At 62.6% G+C, this 20,003-nt stretch carries 17 protein-coding genes; 9 read left to right on the top strand and 8 right to left on the bottom strand.

Going from position 1 to position 20,003, the window contains the following annotated elements:
* Positions 1 to 8: 8 nt before the first annotated feature.
* The 4 genes from dnaQ to NWI_RS00545 form a co-directional block, all read right to left on the bottom strand.
* Positions 9 to 728: a DNA polymerase III subunit epsilon gene (gene dnaQ / locus NWI_RS00560; protein ID WP_011313442.1), complete on the bottom strand. Its 720-nt coding sequence runs from the start codon at positions 726 to 728 to the stop codon at positions 9 to 11.
* 121 nt (positions 729 to 849) lie between these two features.
* On the bottom strand, positions 850 to 1,449 hold the full coding sequence (gene coaE / locus NWI_RS00555) for a dephospho-CoA kinase (protein ID WP_011313441.1): 600 nt from the start codon (positions 1,447 to 1,449) through the stop codon (positions 850 to 852).
* Positions 1,450 to 1,465: 16 nt separating this feature from the next.
* Positions 1,466 to 2,074, bottom strand: coding sequence for a Maf family protein (locus NWI_RS00550; protein WP_011313440.1), 609 nt, complete (start codon positions 2,072 to 2,074; stop codon positions 1,466 to 1,468).
* A gap of 6 nt (positions 2,075 to 2,080) precedes the next feature.
* Positions 2,081 to 2,923 carry a pyruvate, water dikinase regulatory protein gene (locus NWI_RS00545; RefSeq protein WP_011313439.1) on the bottom strand — a complete coding sequence of 281 codons (843 nt, stop codon included), beginning with the start codon at positions 2,921 to 2,923 and terminating at the stop codon, positions 2,081 to 2,083.
* Positions 2,924 to 3,352: 429 nt separating this feature from the next.
* On the opposite strand from NWI_RS00545, the gene hemJ reads away from it, so the two are divergent.
* On the top strand, positions 3,353 to 3,775 hold the full coding sequence (hemJ, locus tag NWI_RS00540; RefSeq protein ID WP_011313438.1) for a protoporphyrinogen oxidase HemJ: 423 nt from the start codon (positions 3,353 to 3,355) through the stop codon (positions 3,773 to 3,775).
* A gap of 395 nt (positions 3,776 to 4,170) precedes the next feature.
* Complete coding sequence (gene rho / locus NWI_RS00535; protein WP_011313437.1) at positions 4,171 to 5,436, top strand: transcription termination factor Rho; 1,266 nt, start codon at positions 4,171 to 4,173, stop codon at positions 5,434 to 5,436.
* A gap of 68 nt (positions 5,437 to 5,504) precedes the next feature.
* On the opposite strand, the gene NWI_RS00530 is transcribed toward rho, so the two are convergent.
* Complete coding sequence (locus tag NWI_RS00530; protein WP_011313436.1) at positions 5,505 to 7,535, bottom strand: thioredoxin domain-containing protein; 2,031 nt, start codon at positions 7,533 to 7,535, stop codon at positions 5,505 to 5,507.
* A gap of 242 nt (positions 7,536 to 7,777) precedes the next feature.
* On the opposite strand from NWI_RS00530, the gene mnmE reads away from it, so the two are divergent.
* The 5 genes from mnmE to NWI_RS00505 all read left to right on the top strand — a co-directional run bounded on the left by mnmE (position 7,778) and on the right by NWI_RS00505 (position 14,069).
* Positions 7,778 to 9,148, top strand: coding sequence for a tRNA uridine-5-carboxymethylaminomethyl(34) synthesis GTPase MnmE (mnmE, locus tag NWI_RS00525; RefSeq protein ID WP_011313435.1), 1,371 nt, complete (start codon positions 7,778 to 7,780; stop codon positions 9,146 to 9,148).
* 160 nt (positions 9,149 to 9,308) lie between these two features.
* Positions 9,309 to 11,180 (top strand): tRNA uridine-5-carboxymethylaminomethyl(34) synthesis enzyme MnmG, encoded by a 1,872-nt coding sequence (gene mnmG / locus NWI_RS00520; protein WP_011313434.1) that lies wholly within the window; start codon positions 9,309 to 9,311, stop codon positions 11,178 to 11,180.
* Positions 11,181 to 11,337: 157 nt separating this feature from the next.
* A complete protein-coding gene (rsmG, locus tag NWI_RS00515; RefSeq protein ID WP_148203739.1) occupies positions 11,338 to 12,036 on the top strand; it encodes a 16S rRNA (guanine(527)-N(7))-methyltransferase RsmG in 699 nt (232 codons plus the stop codon).
* Positions 12,033 to 12,890: a ParA family protein gene (locus NWI_RS00510; protein WP_041345263.1), complete on the top strand. Its 858-nt coding sequence runs from the start codon at positions 12,033 to 12,035 to the stop codon at positions 12,888 to 12,890. Before rsmG ends, NWI_RS00510 begins: the two co-directional genes overlap by 4 nt.
* Positions 12,891 to 13,187: 297 nt before the next feature.
* The gene (locus tag NWI_RS00505) at positions 13,188 to 14,069 is read left to right on the top strand and encodes a ParB/RepB/Spo0J family partition protein (protein WP_011313431.1); all 882 of its coding nucleotides are present in this window, start codon (positions 13,188 to 13,190) and stop codon (positions 14,067 to 14,069) included.
* 68 nt (positions 14,070 to 14,137) lie between these two features.
* Here NWI_RS00505 and holA read toward each other — a convergent pair whose 3' ends face one another.
* Genes holA through leuS form a run of 3 tightly spaced genes read right to left on the bottom strand, consistent with a single transcriptional unit; the run spans position 14,138 to position 18,399 of the window.
* Positions 14,138 to 15,166, bottom strand: coding sequence for a DNA polymerase III subunit delta (gene holA / locus NWI_RS00500; RefSeq protein WP_011313430.1), 1,029 nt, complete (start codon positions 15,164 to 15,166; stop codon positions 14,138 to 14,140).
* Positions 15,167 to 15,176: 10 nt separating this feature from the next.
* A complete protein-coding gene (gene lptE / locus NWI_RS00495; RefSeq protein WP_011313429.1) occupies positions 15,177 to 15,761 on the bottom strand; it encodes an LPS assembly lipoprotein LptE in 585 nt (194 codons plus the stop codon).
* Positions 15,748 to 18,399 carry a leucine--tRNA ligase gene (gene leuS, locus NWI_RS00490; RefSeq protein WP_011313428.1) on the bottom strand — a complete coding sequence of 884 codons (2,652 nt, stop codon included), beginning with the start codon at positions 18,397 to 18,399 and terminating at the stop codon, positions 15,748 to 15,750. Before leuS ends, lptE begins: the two co-directional genes overlap by 14 nt.
* Before the next feature lie 153 nt (positions 18,400 to 18,552).
* Here leuS and NWI_RS00485 point away from each other — a divergent pair, with 153 nt between their 5' ends.
* Together NWI_RS00485 and NWI_RS00480 are read left to right on the top strand one after the other, a co-directional pair.
* Positions 18,553 to 19,257 (top strand): glutathione S-transferase N-terminal domain-containing protein, encoded by a 705-nt coding sequence (locus tag NWI_RS00485; RefSeq protein ID WP_011313427.1) that lies wholly within the window; start codon positions 18,553 to 18,555, stop codon positions 19,255 to 19,257.
* Positions 19,254 to 19,928, top strand: coding sequence for a YggS family pyridoxal phosphate-dependent enzyme (locus tag NWI_RS00480; protein ID WP_011313426.1), 675 nt, complete (start codon positions 19,254 to 19,256; stop codon positions 19,926 to 19,928). Before NWI_RS00485 ends, NWI_RS00480 begins: the two co-directional genes overlap by 4 nt.
* The last annotated feature ends 75 nt before the right edge of the window (positions 19,929 to 20,003 follow it).

Raw genomic sequence — 20,003 nt, 5'->3', positions numbered from 1 at the left:
AATCCCGTCTACAGGCCGGTTCTGGTCTTTTCGGAGTCCTGTTCCAGGAATTCCATCCAAATCGCCTTCTCGCCGAGTGTAGCGATGAACTCCCGATGCGCGATGCGGTCGGCCGCGGTGACGCGTGACGCCAGCGGCACGGTTCGCTGGCGTCTTGGCATTTCCAATGACCCGCCGCGCTGGCGGGGCGCAGTTTCCACCAGGATCAATTGCGACTGGCGCGCGCCGATCAGATCGATATAGACTTCCGCCAGCAGTTCGGCGTCCAGCAATGCGCCGTGCTTGGTCCGACGGCTGTTGTCGATGGCATAGCGCGAGCACAGATCGTCCAGCCGGTTCGAGACGCCGGGATGCTTCCGACGCGCCAGCAACAGCGTATCCACCAGCCGATCGCGGCCGATCGCTTGCCTTTTAAGACGATCAAGCTCGGCATTGATGAAGCTGATATCGAACGATGCGTTGTGAATGACCAAGGGCGCATCACCGATAAACTCCAGAAACTCATCGACGACGTGCGCAAACAGCGGTTTGTCGGCGAGAAAATCGCTCGACAGGCCATGGACCGCGAATGCCTCCTGCGGCATGTCACGTTCGGGATTGATGTAGCGGTGGAACGTCTGTCCCGTCGGCATGCGGTTGAACATCTCAACGCAGCCGATCTCAACAAGGCGGTCGCCTCGCAGCGGATCCAGGCCGGTGGTTTCGGTATCGAGAACGATTTCGCGCATGAAGTTCCGTGAGATTGCAGCGTTATCTAGCGAAGTGGAATCCGGTTCGCGTGAAGAAACACGTCAAATCAAAATGCTGGAGTCCGCATTGATTCCGTCAGAGCGGAAACGCTCCCGTGATTCAGGACCGCCGTCGCGGCATCTTAGCAGCCGCTGCCAGAATTTCGCGGATTTGCGTGCGCACAGCATCGACACCGTGCGAGGTATCCACTACGAAATCCGCCCGCTTGCGCTTTTCGGCGTCCGGCAACTGGCGGGCCTGGATAGCCTTCAGCTTTTCGCTCGTCATATTGCCGCGCGCCAGAATGCGTTCACGCTGAATTTCAGGCGTTGTCGTGACGACAACAACGGCATCGACTGACCGTTCGCCCCCGGTTTCAAACAGCAACGGCACGTCGATCACCGCCACCGCGGCACCTGATCGTTCGGCCTGCTGAAGAAACGCCTGACGGTAATCGTAGAGCAGGGGATGTACGATCTGCTCGAGCCGCTTCATGGCTGCGGCGTCGTGCACGACCTTCGCCGACAATTTTTCACGGTCGACCTTGCCGTTGACGGTTGTTCCCGGAAACGCGGCCTCGACCAGGAAAGCCGCCTCTCCTTCGTAGATGGCGTGAACGGTCGCGTCCGCGTCGTAAACCGGAACTCCCGCTTCCGAGAAAAGTCGGGCGGTGGTCGATTTCCCCATTCCGATCGAGCCGGTCAGCCCAATCACCAGCATATTCGAACGTCCGCTGTCACAACGATAGCAGCCACTGAGAACGCAGATAAGCAAGCAACGGCAACAGCGGCAAGCCCAGGATCGTGAAATGGTCTCCCTCGATCCGGCTGAACAGATGGATGCCGAGCCCTTCGAGCTGATAAGCGCCGACACTGGCTGAGGCCGCATCGCCAGCCGCGTCCAGATACGACTCGATCGTGTCCTCGCTCAGTTCCCGCATTGTCATGCGCGCGACCGAGACATTCTCAAACATCAAACGACCGTCACGCACGACCGCGACGCCGGCATGCAACGCATGGGTCCGGCCTGACAGCGCTCGCAGATGTGCGCCCGCATCCGCGCGGCCGGCGGGCTTGTTCAACAGACGGCCATCGCATTCGAGCGTCTGATCCGCGCCGATCACGTAACGTCCGGGCGATCGCGATGAAACCTCACGCGCTTTTTCACAGGCCAGCCTGACCGCGATCTCACCGGCGGTCGTGAGGCCGGAACTTCGCTGGACCGCCCGCTCATCGATCGCAGCCGGCATCGTCTCGAATGGCAGGCCCGCATTGGCGAGCAATAATTGCCGTACCCGGCTTTGTGACGCCAGTATCAGCGGTTCTGATCCACGCCATATCGCCATTGCCGGCTAATCCGGACGTCGCTGCCGGCGCCTGTCGGCGAACAGCTTCATGATCGCCGCGGCTGTCTCCTCGATCGACCGGCGCGTGACATCCAGTTGAGCCCAGTCGTGTTTCACACTCAGGCGGCGAGCGTGAATCACTTCCTCCGTGACAGACTGCCGATCGATATAGGCTTCATTGCCAGGCCCCGCGCCGATGCTCAGCAACCGGTTCTGCCGGACCTGAATCAGGCGCTCAGGCGCTGCATGAAGACTGACGACCAAGGGATTTTTCAACGTTTCCAGTTGGCGCGGAATAGCGATCCCCGGCACCAGCGGAACGTTCGCGGTGCGGGTGCCGCGGTTGGCGAGGTAAACCGACGTCGGCGTTTTCGACGTGCGGGATACCCCGACCAGAACCACATCGGCCTCTTCCAGGCTTTCGACGTGCTGCCCATCGTCATGCATCATCGTGTAGTTCAAGGCGTCGATACGCTTGAAATAATCCGCGTTCAGCGTGTGCTGGGCGCCAACGCGGCCGGTGGTGTCGGCGCCAAGATAAGCCTGAAACAATTGCATGACCGGCCCGATAATCGAAAGGCTCGGGCAGTTGATCTCCTGGCACCTGGCCTCTAGCCGGACCGCGACATCCTTTTCAAGCAGCGTGAACAGGACGATTCCCGGCGCTTCCTCGATTTCCGCAAGAACGCGGTCGAGTTGCTTCTCGCTGCGGACCAAAGGGTAGACGTGCTCAATAGGCGTGACACCGGCATACTGGGCGGTCACCGCGCGTGACACGGTGATCAGCGTCTCGCCGGTCGAATCAGACACAAGGTGAAGATGAAAATCGCGACCGGTCCCAGGCGCCATGGCCTTGCATACCCTGTGTATCGTTGTGGAGACCTGGACGCAATTCCACCTGTCATGTGACAGACGCGGGATAACCTCGATTCTTCTTCACAAGGTCTCCCGAAGGGAAAACTCTGAGCTGTCTCCAAGGATAGCGGGATCGTGTGGATTTGTCTCTTGATAATCACGCGCGATTGCGGGGTAAGCCCATGGTTCTGCGACGATCTTTCGATTGATCGCGAATGCCTTGGATTGCCGTGCCGATGTGGGCAAGGTGCGAAGAACACCGGGACGACATTGCGTTCCCTCAATTCACCGTCACATAGACTCAAACTGAAGAATTTTAAGAGTTTCTTTAGAAAGAGTCGCTTGCGGATATCGTTCCGTTTCTGGCAGGTATCGGGCGCTCCAGCAGGTCGCAAGGCCGAATTCCCCTGAACGAGACGATCGATGTACGAGTGGATCAAAGCCTTTCATGTGATTGCGATCATTTCCTGGATGGCGGGAATGCTCTATCTGCCGCGGCTGTTTGTCTATCACTGCGATGCGGAGATCGGCTCGAAACAGTCCGAGACCTTCAAGGTGATGGAGCGGAGGCTGTTCAAGGCAATCATCAATCCCGCGATGATGATAGCCTGGGGACTCGGCCTTTACATGATGTGGGAGCGGCAGTGGTATGCGGTCGGCTGGTTCCAGGGCAAGCTGGGGCTCGTCATTCTGATGTCCGCCGTTCACGGCTATTTCGCACGCCGCGTCCGCGATTTCGCTGCCGACCGCAACGTGATGAGTCAGAAATTCTATCGTATTATCAATGAGGTCGTGACGGCCCTCATGGTAGGCATCGTCATTCTCGTGATCGTCAAGCCATCCTAGATAGCGATGGCTTTGGATCGAATCGATCCAACCATGAACGTGATCAATTCCAGTATTTTGAGACGCGGGATGTAGGCGGAAAACCGCACCACACTTCTCCTCATCCTGGTCTAGGGCCGGAAAACTTCATCAAAACGGTCTGCCAGCACCTCCTTGCGCGGAGGCGTTCGATTTTCTATATTGCACGTATTCCCACCCTATGCAGGCGGATGTGGCCGCGTTCCGGTTTCTGAATCGAGCCGGCCGCCACGTCAGGTTTGAAGCCTTTCGGTGATCTTCCTCGCTTGATGTTTTTTCCGGTACGGGCAGGACCGCGGTCTTTCCTTTCGGTCGTCGTCCGCATCTTCCCGAACCCACCTGGCCATTCTTCTCTAGCATTCCACAGGACTCTCCCAATGCGGGAAATGAAACTTCAAGACCTCAAGGCCAAGACTCCAGCCGAACTCGTCTCGTTTGCGGAGGAGCTTGGGGTCGAGAACGCCAGCACCATGCGCAAGCAGGAGCTGATGTTCGCCATTCTGAAGCAGCTTGCCATTCAGGAAACCGACATCATCGGCGAGGGTGTCGTCGAGGTCCTCTCGGATGGCTTCGGCTTTCTGCGCTCGCCCGATGCCAACTATCTGCCGGGTCCGGACGATATTTACGTTTCACCTTCGCAGATTCGCCGCTTCGGCCTGAGAACCGGCGACACCATTGAGGGGCACATCCGCAGCCCCAAGGAAGGCGAGCGCTATTTTGCACTGCTGAAAGTCAATACGCTCAATTTCGAAGACCCCGAGAAGTCGAAGCACAAGGTCAACTTCGACAACCTGACGCCCCTGTTTCCCGATCAGCGGTTTCGCCTCGAACTTGAAGATCCTACCCGCAAGGATTTGTCGGCGCGGGTCATCGATATCGTCGCTCCGATCGGCAAGGGCCAGCGCGCCTTGATCGTGGCGCCGCCGCGCACCGGCAAGACCGTGCTGATGCAGAACATCGCGCACTCCATCACCGCTAATCATCCGGAGTGCTATCTGATCGTTCTTCTGATCGACGAGCGCCCGGAGGAAGTCACCGACATGCAGCGCTCGGTGAAGGGTGAAGTCGTATCCTCGACTTTCGACGAGCCCGCGGTGCGTCACGTTCAGGTCGCCGAGATGGTGATCGAGAAAGCCAAACGCCTGGTCGAACACGGACGCGATGTTGTCATCCTGCTTGATTCGATCACGCGCCTTGGCCGCGCCTACAACACCGTGGTGCCCTCCTCCGGCAAGGTGCTGACCGGCGGCGTCGACGCCAACGCCCTGCAGCGGCCGAAGCGATTCTTCGGCGCCGCCCGTAATATCGAGGAAGGCGGGTCACTGACCATCATCGCCACCGCGCTGGTCGATACCGGAAGCCGGATGGACGAGGTGATCTTCGAAGAGTTCAAGGGCACCGGCAATTCTGAGTTGATCCTCGACCGCAAGGTCGCCGACAAGCGCACCTTCCCGGCGATCGACATCGCCCGCTCCGGAACGCGCAAGGAAGAACTCATCACCGATCCGCAACTGCTCAAGAAGATGTATGTGCTGCGGCGCATCCTCAATCCCATGGGCACCATGGATGCGATCGAGTTCCTGCTGGACAAGCTGCGCAACACCAAGAACAATTCCGAGTTCTTCGAGTCGATGAATACCTGATCGCCATCGATCGGGGCGAGCAGCGCTCGCGCGAGCGACAGTGTTCAGATTTCCAGCCGTTTCGATCCTTACATGAGCTCGTTGAGCGCATCGGGTTGCGTGACCGGCAGCGAGCAGGACTGACCGCGGCAGATGAAGGCGGCGCTCTGCGCCACGGCCGAAAGCTTTGCGCGCGCCGGATGATCGGCCGGTAGCGCATCGGCATGTGGAGCATGAAGCACGATGCTTGTCGCGTACGGCAGTTTTCGCGCGGCGCCGAGCAGCGCGGCGGCTTGTGCATCCTCGCCGGCCACGACGATCTCCGCGCCAGTGAGACGGAGATCGAGCGCATTCATCAGCGAGAGCTGACCAAAGCCCTTCTCGGTCGCGCGCGGCAGCAAGGCGGCGAAGTGGCTGTCGATCCGGTCGCGCCATTTCGCATCACCGGTCAGCGCGGCGAGACGCACCAGGTTTTGTGCAATCACTCCGTCGTGGTTGGGGATGGCGTCGTCTTCGCTCGAATGCGGCCGCACGATCAACCCCTCGGCGTCGTCGGCCGTCAGATAATAGCCGCCATGCGCGGCGTCGGCGTAGTGAGTGTCCAGCGTGGATTGCCAGCGTAGCGCCTGCTCGAGGAATGTGCCGTCGCCTGTGGCCTCGAACAATGCAAGCGCGGCGCGCGCCATCGTGGCGTAGTCGGAAGCGAGCGCCGGAATCAAAAGCCTGCCCTCGCGCCAGGAATGCCCCAGCCGCCCGTCACGGGTCATCATGGTCCGAATGAAGTCGTAGGCGGCGCGGGCGATCCGCAACCAGTCCGGCTTGTCGAAGACGCAGGCCCCGTGAACGAGAGCGGCGATCATCAAACCATTCCAGTCGGCGAGTATCTTGTCATCGAGTCCGGGACGAACCCGGCTTTCACGACGCACCAGCAGCTTCTTGCGCAGCGCGCGCATGTGAGCGCTATCGTCGTTGGCGACGTCGATGCTCTTGAGGCGATTGGGAATGTTGCGTCGCTCGAAGTTGCCGTTTGCCGTGATGTCGTATCGCGCGGCGAAATCAGCGGCGTCGGCGGCGCCCAACACATCGTCGATCTCGCTCAGCGACCAGACATAGAACCTGCCCTCCTCGCCTTCGGAGTCCGCGTCGAGCGACGAAGCAAAGCCACCTTCCGCTGTCAGCATTTCCCGGCGCAGCCAATCGACCGTTTCGATCGCCCGCTCACGGTAAAGCGGATTCTTGCTGCGCGCATAATCGAGCGCGAGCAGATCAAGGATCTGCGCATTGTCGTAAAGCATCTTTTCGAAGTGCGGCACCAGCCACCTGTCATCGACCGAATAGCGCGCATAGCCACCGCCAATGTGGTCGTAGATGCCGCCCTGACTCATCCGTGTCAGGGTCAGCGTGGTAGCCGCAAAGAAGCGGTCGTCACGGGTGCGAGCGCCGGCGCGCCAGAGAAGTTCCAGCACGGAGCATTGGGGAAACTTCGGTGCGCCACGGAGGCCGCCGTTCACCGGATCGGTTGAACGCATGATGGCGACGGCCGCGTTATTGAGTTCGGCGACGCCGAGGTTAGCCGGGCTTTTGGTCGTCGCACGCTCGGAGAGCCGAGCGATCAACGTGTCGCGATGGCGTGCGATTTGGTCGGGCTGATCGCGAAAAACCCGCGCCACCGATTGCAGAACATCGGTGAAGGCCGGACGGCCGAAGTCCGGCAGCTTTGGAAAGTACGTGCCGCCCCAGAACGGCGATCCGTCGGGCGACAGAAACATCGTCAGCGGCCAGCCGCCCTGTTCGCCGAGATGATGCAGCGCGCTCATATAGATCTGATCGATATCCGGCCGCTCCTCGCGATCGACCTTGATGCAGACGAACAGTTCGTTCATCACCGCGGCGACGTCGTCGTCCTCGAAGCTTTCGTGCGCCATGACATGGCACCAGTGACAGGCGGCGTAACCGATCGACAGCAGGATCGGACGGTTGCTGCGCTGCGCTTCGGCGAGCGCTTCCGGTCCCCACGGCCACCAGTCGACGGGATTGTGCTGGTGTTGCAGCAGATAGGGACTGGTTTCCGCGGACAGACGGTTAGCAAGACGGCCTGAGCTTCCAGCGGCTTGGTTCATGTCGGGAGGTCCTTCGGATAATCCACGAAACAGGAAGGGCACGGCGTGTATGTCGCGATAACTTTGAAGTCCGGCCATCGATGCAATTCAAGCCATAGAGCCTTTCCGCTTCTGATAGAATCAGAAGTGGGCTCCATGATTTTGATTTGACGCGTTTTCCTCACGCGAAGCGGTGTCCATCCTCGGGTCAAGCCCGAGGACATGCTTCGCTTGAAAACGCTCCAGGTTTAAAGACATAAGTCATGCATCCACGAGAGCAAACCATCTTCGCGCTGTCATCGGGCCGGCCGCCGTCGGCGATTGCTGTCGTGCGCGCGTCGGGTTCGCAGGCCGGGACCGCGCTTCGTAAACTCGCAGGCGCCATTCCGGCTGCGCGCACGGCGAAGCGTGTCTTGCTGCGCGACAGCGTTGGTGAAGCGATCGATGACGCTGTCATCCTGTGGTTTCCCGCGCCTGCGAGCGCAACCGGCGAGGATATCGCGGAGTTTCACGTTCACGGTAGCCGCGCGGTGGTGAATGCCTTGATCGCGGCGCTGTCGTCGATCGACGATGCGCGCGCGGCGGAGCCGGGAGAGTTTACACGGCGCGCTTTCGAGAACGGCAAGATCGATCTCACCGAAGCCGAGGGCCTCGATGACCTGATTCATGCGGACACCGACCGCCAGCGCCGTCAGGCCTTGCGCCAGTTGCAGGGTCTGCTCGGCGATCGCGCGCGCGGTTGGCGCAAGGAGCTGATCGATGCCTCGGCTTTGATCGAAGCCGGAATCGATTTCGCCGATGAAGAGGATGTGCCGGAGGATCTCGCGAGACCGGCGCTGGAAAAGATCGCGCAGCTTCGTCGCGAGATCGAGCAAACCCTTGCGGCTTCAGCGCGGGGCGAGCGCCTGCGCGACGGCCTGACGGTCGCGATCGCCGGCCCGCCGAACGCGGGCAAGTCGACGCTGCTCAATCGTCTGGCCCGTCGCGAAGCGGCAATCGTTTCGCCGCACGCGGGAACGACGCGTGACATCATAGAGGTGTATCTCGATCTCGACGGTTATCCGGTGACGCTCATCGATACGGCGGGCATTCGCGAGACTGACGATCCCGTTGAGCAGGAGGGCGTGCGGCGGGCCCGCGATCGCGTCGCGAAGGCGGATCTGGTGTTGTGGCTTTCGGATGATCATGGCGGTGAGCCGGACCAAACGATTCGTTCTGGGGAGACGTCGCTCTGGCTGATACGCAACAAGATCGATCTTGCGGGCCCGGAGAATGATGGGGCGAAGCCGGGGCGGTTCGAGACGAAAGCCGGACAGAGCGCGCCGCCGTGGCGGTTCCGTATTTCGGCGTCGCGGGGCGACGGCGTTGATGATCTGGTGTCGGCGCTGACGGCCTTCGCGGAAAAGCTGCTTGGATCGAGCGAGGCGGGTGTGATCACGCGCTTGCGGCACCGCAACATATTGCGGGATGCCGTCGCATCGCTGGCAAAGGCGGAAACGCTGGCGGGCCGGGGCGACGAGCTTGTGGCCGAGGAATTACGAATAGCGATTCATCTCATGGGACGGCTGCTCGGCCGTGTCGATATAGATGATATTCTCGATTCACTTTTTAAGGAGTTCTGCATCGGTAAATAATGAATTCAGTTCATTTTAATGATGCATTAACCATCGCGTTTGCTCAAAGAGCGGTGACGCGATGTTCACGTGAAACACTGACTCGGTCTCCCTCAAATCCAAACTTTCGCATCTTTCGCGCGTGCGATAAAAGTCGCTCGGGAAAACGTGCGAGAGGCTGATGACAGCATCATTTGACGTCATCGTTATCGGGGGTGGTCACGCCGGCTGCGAGGCCGCGGCCGCTTCCGCGCGAACCGGCGCGCGAACCGCGCTGGTCACCCATCGCTTTGCCACCATCGGCGCGATGTCGTGCAACCCCGCGATCGGCGGTCTCGGAAAGGGCCATCTGGTGCGGGAGGTCGATGCCCTCGACGGTTTGATGGCGCGCATCGCCGATGCCGGCGGCATCCAGTTCCGGATGCTCAATCGTCGCAAGGGACCGGCGGTGCGGGGTCCGCGCGCCCAGGAGGATCGCAAGCTCTATGCCGCCGCGATGCAGGCTGCGATTCGTGAAACCGCGAACCTCGAAGTGATCGACGGCGAGGCGGACGACTTGATTGTCTCCGGCGGGAGGATCGCCGGCGTTCGCCTGACCGACGGCCGGCGGATCAAGTCCGCGGCGGTGGTCGTCACCACCGGAACCTTTCTGCGCGGTCTGATCCATCTCGGCGAGAAAAGCTGGCCGGCGGGACGAGTCGACGAGGCGCCGGCGCTCGGCCTTTCCGCCTCGTTCGAGCGGATCGGTTTCGCGCTTGGCCGGCTGAAGACCGGAACCCCGCCGCGGCTTGACGGCACGACGATCGACTGGGCCGCGGTGGAGATGCAACCCGGAGACGACCCGCCGGAGCCGTTTTCGGTGCTGACCGCGCGGATCACCACGCCTCAGATTCAATGCGGCATCACCCGCACCACACCGGCGACGCATGATCTGATCCGGACCAATGTGCATCGTTCGCCGATCTATTCCGGCCAGATCACCAGTTCAGGTCCGCGCTATTGCCCGTCGATCGAGGATAAGGTGGTCCGCTTCGGTGATCGCGACGGGCACCAGGTCTTTCTGGAGCCGGAAGGTCTCGACGATGCGACGGTTTATCCCAACGGGATTTCCACCTCGCTGCCGGAGGAGGTCCAGCTCGCCATTCTTGCGACGATCCCCGGCCTTGAGAACGTGAAAATGACCCGGCCGGGTTATGCCATCGAATACGACCATGTCGATCCTCGCGAACTTGAGCCGACTTTGCAGACCCGGCGAATGCGAGGGCTGTTCCTGGCCGGCCAGATCAACGGCACCACCGGTTATGAGGAAGCGGCGGCGCAGGGCCTTGTCGCGGGTCTGAACGCGGCGTTGGCAGCGGGCGGCGGCGATCCGGTGGTGTTCGATCGCGCCGACGGTTATCTCGGGGTGATGATCGATGATCTCGTGACCCGAGGGATCACCGAGCCCTATCGGATGTTCACCTCTCGCGCCGAATATCGTCTGACGCTCCGGGCCGACAACGCCGACCAGCGGCTGACGGACAGGGGAATTGCCCTCGGATGCGTCGGGGCGGGACGCGCGGCGTATCATCGGGCCAAGATGGCGGCCTTGCAGGCGGCAAAGCAAGGGGCGATGTCGCTGTCGGTGACGCCGAACGAGGCCGCCCGACACGGACTCTCGCTCAATCGCGACGGCCATCGCCGGTCCGCGTTCGAACTGTTGTCCTATCCGGAGATCGGCTGGCGCGAGGTGGCCGCGATCTGGCCCGAACTCTCGGCCATTGATCCCGCGATTGCCGAGCATCTGGAGATCGACGCCAAGTATGATGTCTATCTGAAGCGACAGGCCGCCGATGTCGAAGCATTCCGCCGTGACGAGGGGTTGGTTCTCACCGAGATCGACTACAGCGCGGTGCCGGGTCTCTCCAACGAAGCGAGAAACCGGCTGGAAAAGGCTCAGCCGCTTACCGTGGGGCAGGCGGGCCGCCTCGATGGAATCACCCCCGCCGCTTTGGGGATTCTGGCGGCCTATCTGCGCCGGGAAGCACGACAGCGAACAGCCGCCTCGGCGTGATGATCGTCCTCGATCGGATCGGATGTTTCACGTGAAACATCCGCAAAGGGAGGTAGCCGCAACGCGGCAGAGGGCTGTCGGCCAATGGCCGACTGATCCATATCCCCGTCGCCTAAACGTCTGGCCAGGAATCCGAGACGCGTCTATGCTGGATGGAATGTCCGCGCCCCTGCAAAAGTACTCGCCATGTTCGGCCACAGACAAGGCGGCCGCGCTGGCGCTGACCCCCGTTTCGTCCGAGACCGAGGCGCGGCTGGATGCCTATGTGGATCTGCTGGTGCAATGGCAGACAAAAACCAATCTCGTGGCGTCCTCGACGTTGCCCCAGCTCTGGACCCGCCACATCGCCGATTCGCTTCAGCTTTTGGCGCTGGCTCCGCAGGCCAAATGCTGGGCCGATCTCGGCAGCGGCGGCGGCTTTCCCGGCGTGGTGCTGGCCTGCGCGCTGGCGGATATTGAAGGCGCGCGGGTCGATCTGGTCGAGCGCAATGCCAAGAAAGCGGCCTTTCTCCGTGAGGCCGTGCGGATCACCGCGTCGCCAGCCTCCGTTCACCTGATGGATATCGGGGATTATGTGGACAGATCGGAGGATCGGATCGATTGCGTGACCGCGCGCGCGCTGGCGCCTCTACAAGTGCTACTTGGTTTCGTAGAGCCGCTGGTGAACAAGGGTGCTAAGGCCTTGTTTCTCAAAGGACAAGATGTAGAAGCTGAGTTGACGGAAGCCACCAGATATTGGAACATCGAACCTCGGATTCATTCAAGCTGCACCGGCGGACAAGGCCGGATCGCCGAGTTCGATCATATCGAGCGGCGCGATCGTCGTGGCGCAAGGCAGGCATGGCGTGGTTCATGACGGTAATTGACGATATCGACCCGCGTGACGACCAAGGCCGGTGGCGCGCCCGCCATCCCCGCATCATTTCGCTCGCCAATCAGAAGGGCGGTGTCGGCAAGACCACCACCGCGATCAATCTCGGCACGGCGTTGGCCGCGATCGGCGAGCGTGTCCTGATCGTCGACCTCGATCCGCAGGGCAACGCCTCCACGGGGCTCGGCATCGACCGGCGCGACCGCAACGTGTCCACCTATGACGTGCTGATCGGCGAAGCGCCGCTGCGCGACGCCGTGGTGCCGACCGCGGTGCCGCGCCTGCACATCGCCGCCTCGACCATGGACCTCTCCGGTCTGGAGCTTGAGCTTGGCGCCGCGAAGGACCGCGCCTTCCGGTTGCGTGATGCGATCACCGCGCTCAACGGCAACGCGGCCTATGCCGCCGACTACACCTATGTGCTGATCGACTGTCCGCCGTCGCTCAATCTTCTCACCGTCAACGCGATGGCGGCGTCGGATGCGATCCTCGTGCCGCTGCAATGCGAGTTCTTCGCTCTCGAAGGCCTGTCGCAGCTATTGCAGACCGTCGAGCAGGTGCGCTCCACGCTCAATCCCAACCTGTCGATCCACGGCATCGTGCTCACCATGTTCGACTCGCGCAACAACCTGTCGAACCAGGTGGTCGCCGACGTGCGCCAGTTCATGGGCTCGAAGGTTTACGACACCATGATCCCGCGTAACGTGCGTATTTCGGAAGCGCCGTCCTACGGCAAGCCGGTGCTGGTCTATGATCTCAAATGCAGCGGCAGCGAAGCCTATCTGAAACTCGCGACCGAGGTGATCCAGCGCGAGCGTGAATTGCGCATGGCGCATTAGAGCATCGGACCCGAAAGTGGGAACCGGTTTCGGGATAAATCCGATGCTCAATCAATTAACTGGAGCGGCGGCGCTGATTCCATTTGACCGGCCGCCGCTCTATAGCGTTTTCGAGCGAAGCGGATACCGGTTCGCGTGAAGAAAATGCGTCAAAACAATGATCTAGAGCCTCGCTTCTGATTCCATCAGAAGCGAAAAGGCTCTAGGTTTTCCCATCCCGCACGATCGGCGTCGTGCGCGAGTGATCGGACTTCAGGGCAAAGTCAGGAGCGTGAGTTGAATCCGAGGAAGCCGGCGATGGCCGATGAAGCGCGTTCGCGACTGGGGCGCGGCCTTGCAAGCCTGATCGGCGACGTCGGCGGCGAGGCCGCCCACGCCGAGCGTCCGCGCGTGCAGCGGAAGGTGCCGATCGAATTCCTGAGTCCCAATCCGCGCAATCCACGGCGCACGTTTTCCGATGTCGAGCTTGCCGAGCTGTCGGACTCCATCAAGCAGCACGGCGTCATCCAGCCGATCGTGGTGCGGCCCGTGAAGGGGATGCAGGATCGCTTTGAGATCATCGCGGGCGAGCGCCGCTGGCGCGCGGCGCAATCCGCGGGGCTGCATGAGGTCCCGATCGTACCGGTCGACGTCAGCGATCATGTCGCGCTCGAGATCGCGATCGTCGAGAACGTGCAGCGCGAGGATCTCAACGCCATGGAAGAGGCGCAGGGCTATCACGCGCTCGCCAATGAATTCAACCGTACCCAAGACGACATCGCGAAGATCGTCGGCAAGAGCCGCAGCCATGTCGCCAACATGATGCGGCTGACGAAACTGCCGGACGATGTGCGGGCGCTGATTGCATCCGGCGAACTGTCGGCGGGCCATGCGCGCGCGCTGATCGGCATGCCTGATCCTTCCACGGCGGCGAAGCGTATCATCGCGGAAGGCCTCAACGTGCGGCAGGCCGAGGCGCTCGCGCACGAGGATGGCGCCGCCGAGCGCAAGCCGCAGAAGGCGCGAGCCGACAAGGCGCGGAAGGACTCCGATACGCTGGCGCTGGAAAAGCGCGTCAGCGACGCGCTCGGCCTCGCCGTGACGGTGGATCACAAAGATCCCGGCGGCGTCGTGCAGATTCGCTATCGCGATCTCGACCAGCTTGACGAGATTCTGAAAAGGCTGGATCCGAAGGGGTGACCCGAGCTTGTTTCACCTCTCGCCGCAAGAGCGGGACGATGGGGAGGAGCAGGCGCTTCGTATCAACTCTATCCTCTCCGCCGCGCATTCACCGCGATCGACATCAGGGCGCGCTGCGTGATCGCCGACGCCAGCGCTGCCTGCTTGCGGGTTTCCAATGCGGCGCGGGCGAGCTGGTCCATCACCTGAACCAGCCGCGGGGCGCTGAAATGGCTCAACGCCGTTTCCACGGACGCCTTGCGCGAAAAATGCAGGCGCGGAAATCCGCGCTCAGTGGCTGATGAGGCCGACGCGCCTTCTTCCATCAAAAGCGCGGCCTTGTGCAGGGCGGCGACAAAACGCTGCGCGGCCGAGATGACGAGGCCCGGATAGGTGCCCGCGACCATGGCCTTGGCGAATTCGGCTTCGACCGCCGCCGGCCGGCCGGCGAAGGCGGCGTCGATGACGGGATCGAGCTTGAAGTCGGATGCGTCGGAGACCACGGCCATGACATCGAGGAGCGTGATCTCGCCTTGTCCATGGGCATAGAGGGCGATCTTGCGCAGTTCGTTGCGCGAGGCCTGACGGTCGCCGCCGAGCAGCGACATCAGCGCCGCGCGGGCGTCGGGCGCGATCTTCAGGTCGGAGGCGCGCAACTCCTCGTCGATCAGCCGCGCCAGATCGCGTTCGGTGTCGGGATAGCAGGCGATCGCCACCGCGTTCTTCGCCCGCTCGCAGGCCTTGCGCAGCGGCGATTCCGGCCTCAGTTCGCCGGCCTCGATCACGATCCGGCAATCCTGGATGGTGGAATTCGCCAGCGTATCGACGCCGCTCGCGAAGCTGCGTGACCCCGCCTTGATCCGGATGGCGCGGCGGCCGCCCAACAGCGGCACCGTCATCGCCTCGTCGACCAGACGCGAGGGCTCGGCGGCGAGATCGTCGCCGTCGAGCCGGACTAACGAAAACGGATCGTTCGGATCCTCGACGGCCGAGCTTATCAGCGCGTTGGCGCGCTCGCGCACCAGGCCGGCGTCGGGACCGTAGAGCAGGATGATCGGCCGGGCCGGATCGGGCCGGGCGAGAAAGCCGTCGATGTCCTTTCCGCGCAGCGCGACCATTCGCCGGCGATCAGGTGCCGGCGTAGAAGAACGAGGCCAGCCGGGTGTTGATGTTCTCGGCGATCTGCTCGGCGGCGCGGTCCTCCGCGTCGCGGTAGGCGCGCGCGCGGGCGAAACGCTGGAACTGGCCGGGGATGTCATAGGAGGTGCGGGCGAAAGTGGTCGCGTTGAGGACGATCTTGCCGGTGGCGACCTCGATCAACTGATAGCTCGCATCGATGCCGAAGCTCTCATTGGAGGGCAGCGCGGTGCGGGGATCAAGCATCAGCGACGACCGGCTGATGCCGAAGCGGATCTTGAGCTGGTGCGTCGGCGGCGCGCCGGTGGCGTTGCCGTAAAGCTTGAACGCGAGCGCGTTGCGAAGGGCGACCCCGATCCGCGCGTCCGGCGACGCATTGGGCTTGTCGATCGGCAGAAGCTCGACGCCCATCAGTCTGTCGCGAAGAGCCGGACCGCCATCGCCCCGCTCGGCGTACATCGGCCGGAAGCAGCCGGCCGTCAGCGCGGCCAGCACGGCCACGACGCCGATTCGGAGCGCGATGCGCGAACCGGTCCGTTCTCCGCTCCGGCGCGCCGGCGATCTACCCCACCACACTCACGATCCTCCGCGGGACGATAATGATCTTTCGAGCCTGCTTGCCGCCCAGGGCCTGCTTTACCGCATCGAGCGCCAAAACGGCAGCCTCAATTTCCGGATTTCCGGCGTCGGACGCCACCGTCACCTCGCCCCGCTTCTTGCCGTTCACCTGCACCGGCAGCGTGATGCTGTCTTCAATCAGCAAATCGGGCTCGATTTGTGGCCAGCGGGCTTGCGAGACCAGCCCGGTCTGCCCCAGCGCCCGCTGCCAGCACTCCTCGGCCAGATGCGGCATCATGGGGCTGAATATCTGCACCAGAATAATGGCCGCCTCGCGCAGGCTCCAACTCAAGTCCGGCGCCAGATCACGCGCCGGGGCGGACTTGTTGCTCCGGGAGCGGGCGAGGGCGTCGGCCAGTTCATTGGCGAACTCGCGGATATTGGCGAGGCAAACGTTGAAATGCAGCCGCTCGATCCCGGTGGAGACCCTGTCGAGTGCGCCATGCGCCGCTTTACGCAGCGTCAGCGCATCCGAGCCGAAAGTCGCAGGCCTGTCTTGCGGCGCGGCCTTGCCGGCGTCGGCCGCTTCGTTGACCAGCCGCCACAGCCGCTGCATGAAGCGCGCCGCGCCCTGCACGCCTTCCTCGCTCCAGATCACGTCGCGGTCCGGAGGCGAATCGGAAAGCATGAACCAGCGCGCGGTGTCGGCGCCGTAGCTGCCGATGATGTCGTCGGGATCGACGGTGTTGCGCTTCGACTTCGACATCTTCTCGACCGCGCCGATCTCGACCGGTTCGCCGGTCGTGATCAGCGTGGCGCGGCGGTTGTTGCCGTCGACCTCGATCCGCACCTCCTCCGGCGAGGCCCAGCCGCCGTCGGGTTTGCGGTAGGTCTCGTGCACCACCATGCCTTGCGTGAACATGCCCTTGAACGGCTCGTCCATGCCGAGGTGGCCGGTGGCCTTCATCGCGCGGGTGAAGAAGCGTGAATAGAGCAGATGCAGGATCGCGTGCTCGACGCCGCCGATATACTGGTCCACCGGCAGCATCCGGTCCGCGACCTCGCGCGTGGTCGGCGCGCTGTCGTTCCAGGGATCGGTGAAGCGCGCGAAATACCATGACGAATCGACGAAAGTGTCCATGGTGTCGGTTTCGCGCGTGGCCTTTCCGCCGCACTTAGGACAATCGACGTGCTTCCAGGTCGGATGATGGTCGAGCGCGTTGCCGGGCCTGTCGAAGGTGACATCCTCCGGCAGCGTCACCGGCAGGTCCTTTTCCGGCACCGGCACCACGTCGCAGTTGGGACAGTGGATCACCGGGATCGGGCAGCCCCAGTAGCGCTGGCGCGAGATGCCCCAGTCGCGCAGGCGAAAGTTCACCTTGCGCTCGGCGACGGGTTCGTTGCCGCGGGTCTCGCCTTCCAGGCGCTTGGCGACTTCCTCTTTCGCCGCATCAGCGCTCATGCCGTCGAGGAAGCGCGAGTTGATCATCCGCCCGTCGCCGTCATAGGCGGTGTCGGTGATGACGAAGCTCGCAGGATCCTGTCCCTCGGGACAGACCACCGGCGTGTTGCCAAGTCCGTATTTGTTGACGAAGTCGAGGTCGCGCTGGTCGTGCGCCGGGCAGCCGAAAATGGCGCCGGTGCCGTACTCCATGAGGATGAAGTTGGCGACGTAGACCGGCAGCGCCCACGCCGCATCAAAAGGATGGATCGCGCGGATGCCGGTGTCGAAGCCCATCTTTTCCGCGGTGTCGATCTCCGCCTGCGCGGTGCCGCGCTGCTTGCATTCGGCGATGAAACCGGCGAGCGCGGGATTGTCTTTCGCCGCCGCCTGCGCGAGCGGATGATCCGGCGCGATCGCCATGAACCTCGCGCCGAACAGCGTGTCGGGGCGCGTGGTGAAAATCTTCAGTTCGCTCTCATTGTTCGGGGTCGTCGTCGCGTCGAGCGCGAAGCGGATCAACAGGCCCTCCGAGCGGCCGATCCAGTTGCGCTGCATCAGCCGCACCTTGTCGGGCCAGCGGTCCAGCGTGCCGAGCGCGTCCAGCAGCTCCTGCGAGAATTTCGTGATCTTGAAGACCCACTGGTTCATCTCGCGCTGCTCGACCACGGCGCCGGAGCGCCAGCCGCGCCCGTCGATCACCTGCTCGTTGGCGAGCACGGTCATATCGACTGGATCCCAGTTGATCTTGCGCTTCTCGCGCTCGGCGAGACCGGCGCGCAGGAAGTCCAGGAACATCTTCTGCTGGTGCTTGTAGTAAGCGGGATCGCAGGTCGCGATCTCCCTCGACCAGTCGAGCGACAGCCCGATCGACCGGAGCTGCTTCTTCATCGCCTTGATGTTGTCGTAGGTCCACGCCTTGGGCGCGATCTTGCGCTCGATCGCGGCGTTCTCGGCCGGCAGGCCGAAGGCGTCCCAGCCCATCGGATGCAGCACGTTGTAGCCCCTGGCGCGCATGTAGCGCGCGATCACATCGCCGAGCGTGTAGTTGCGGACATGGCCGATGTGGATGCGCCCGGACGGATAGGGGAACATCTCCAGCACGTAGTATTTTTCGCGCGGGTCATCGTTCTTGGTGGCGAAGATCGCCTGCCTGTCCCACTCGGCTTGCCAGCGCGGTTCGGCGTCACGGGCGTTGTAACGTTCTGAGGTCATGGAAACGCGGAATTTTTCGTGATTTGCGGATATTCGACTAGGCCATGAAAGCGGAGCGGGGGTCAACGGGTCGGGCGGGCGTTGCTCGCGGTTTGCAAGCGGTGTGGTTTTGCGGTGTAAGCGGGGACGTTTCCCGCCTTCCGGAGTCACCCGATGGCCGACCTCGCAGCTTTTCTCATCACCCGCCGCTGGCCGGCGGCCCACCCGGAACGTTTGCAACTCTATTCGGTGCCGACGCCCAACGGGGTGAAGGTCTCGATCATGCTGGAGGAAACCGGGCTGCCCTATGAGCCGCATTTCGTCGATTTCGGCAGGGACGAACAGAAGAGCCGCGAATTCGTCTCGCTCAATCCCAACGGCAGGATCCCGGCGATCCTCGATCCCGACGGCCCCGGCGGCAAGCCGCTCGGCGTGTTCGAGTCGGGCGCGATTCTGCAATACCTCGCCGAGAAGACCGGACAGTTCCTGCCCGCCGATCCGGCGCGGCGCTGGCAGGCCCTGCAGTGGCTGCATTTCCAGATGGGCGGCGTCGGGCCGATGTTCGGTCAGGTGGGATTCTTCCATAAGTTCGCCGGCAGGGATTTCCAGGACAAGCGGCCGCGCGACCGCTATGTGAGCGAATCGAAGCGGCTGCTCGGTGTGATGGACACTCATCTGGCGACGAGTCGGTGGTTTTCGGGCGACGACTACACCATCGCGGATATTGCGATGCTGGGGTGGGTGCGCAACCTGATCGGGTTCTACGATGCGCGAGATCTCGTCGAATTCGATCGTTTCCGCCATGTCGGGGGCTGGCTGCAGCGAGGTCTGGCGCGCCCGGCGGTGCAGCGCGGCCTCGCAATTCCGGCGCGGCCATGACGATGGGTGAGACGGCGCCGGTCAACGGCCTTGCATCCGTGGAAGCTGAAATCGTCCGGGCGTGCCGGGACGCGCGGCGCGAGCGTTCCACGGTGACGCTGGTGGCGGTGTCGAAAACCTTCGATGCCGATGCGATCACGCCGGTGATTGCCGCGGGGCAGCGGGTTTTCGGAGAGAATCGCGTGCAGGAGGCGCAGCGAAAGTGGCCCGAGCTGATCGCGGCGCATCCCGGCCTCGCGCTGCATCTGATTGGTCCGTTGCAGTCCAACAAGGCGAAGGAAGCGGTCGCGCTGTTCGATGCCATCCATTCGGTCGACCGCGTCAGCCTTTGTGAAGCCCTGGCCAAGGAAATCGACAGGCAGAACCGGAGGCCGTCCCTGTTCGTGCAGATCAACACCGGCGAGGAGCCGCAGAAGGCCGGCGTCTCGCCGTCCAATGCCGACGATTTCATCGCGCGCTGCCGCGATACCCATGGCCTGACGATCTCGGGCCTGATGTGCATTCCGCCGATGGATGATGCGCCGGCGCCGCATTTCGCGCTCACCGCGAAAATCGCCAGGCGTAACGGGATCAAGCAATTGTCGATGGGCATGAGCGCGGACTTCGCCATCGCGATCGCGCTCGGCGCGACCCATATCAGGGTCGGCTCGGCGATTTTTGGGACGCGGTAGAATCCTGTACGCCGTTGTCGTGAAAGGCGGAGCGGGGCGCGACTCCGGTTTCATCCGTTCGTCATGGCCGGATTT

The sequence above is a fragment of the Nitrobacter winogradskyi Nb-255 genome (assembly GCF_000012725.1).
GTDB classification, from domain to species: Bacteria; Pseudomonadota; Alphaproteobacteria; order Rhizobiales; family Xanthobacteraceae; genus Nitrobacter; species Nitrobacter winogradskyi.
The sequence above is the reverse complement of the archived record's forward strand: the minus strand, read 5'-3'. Positions and strand labels throughout refer to the sequence as shown.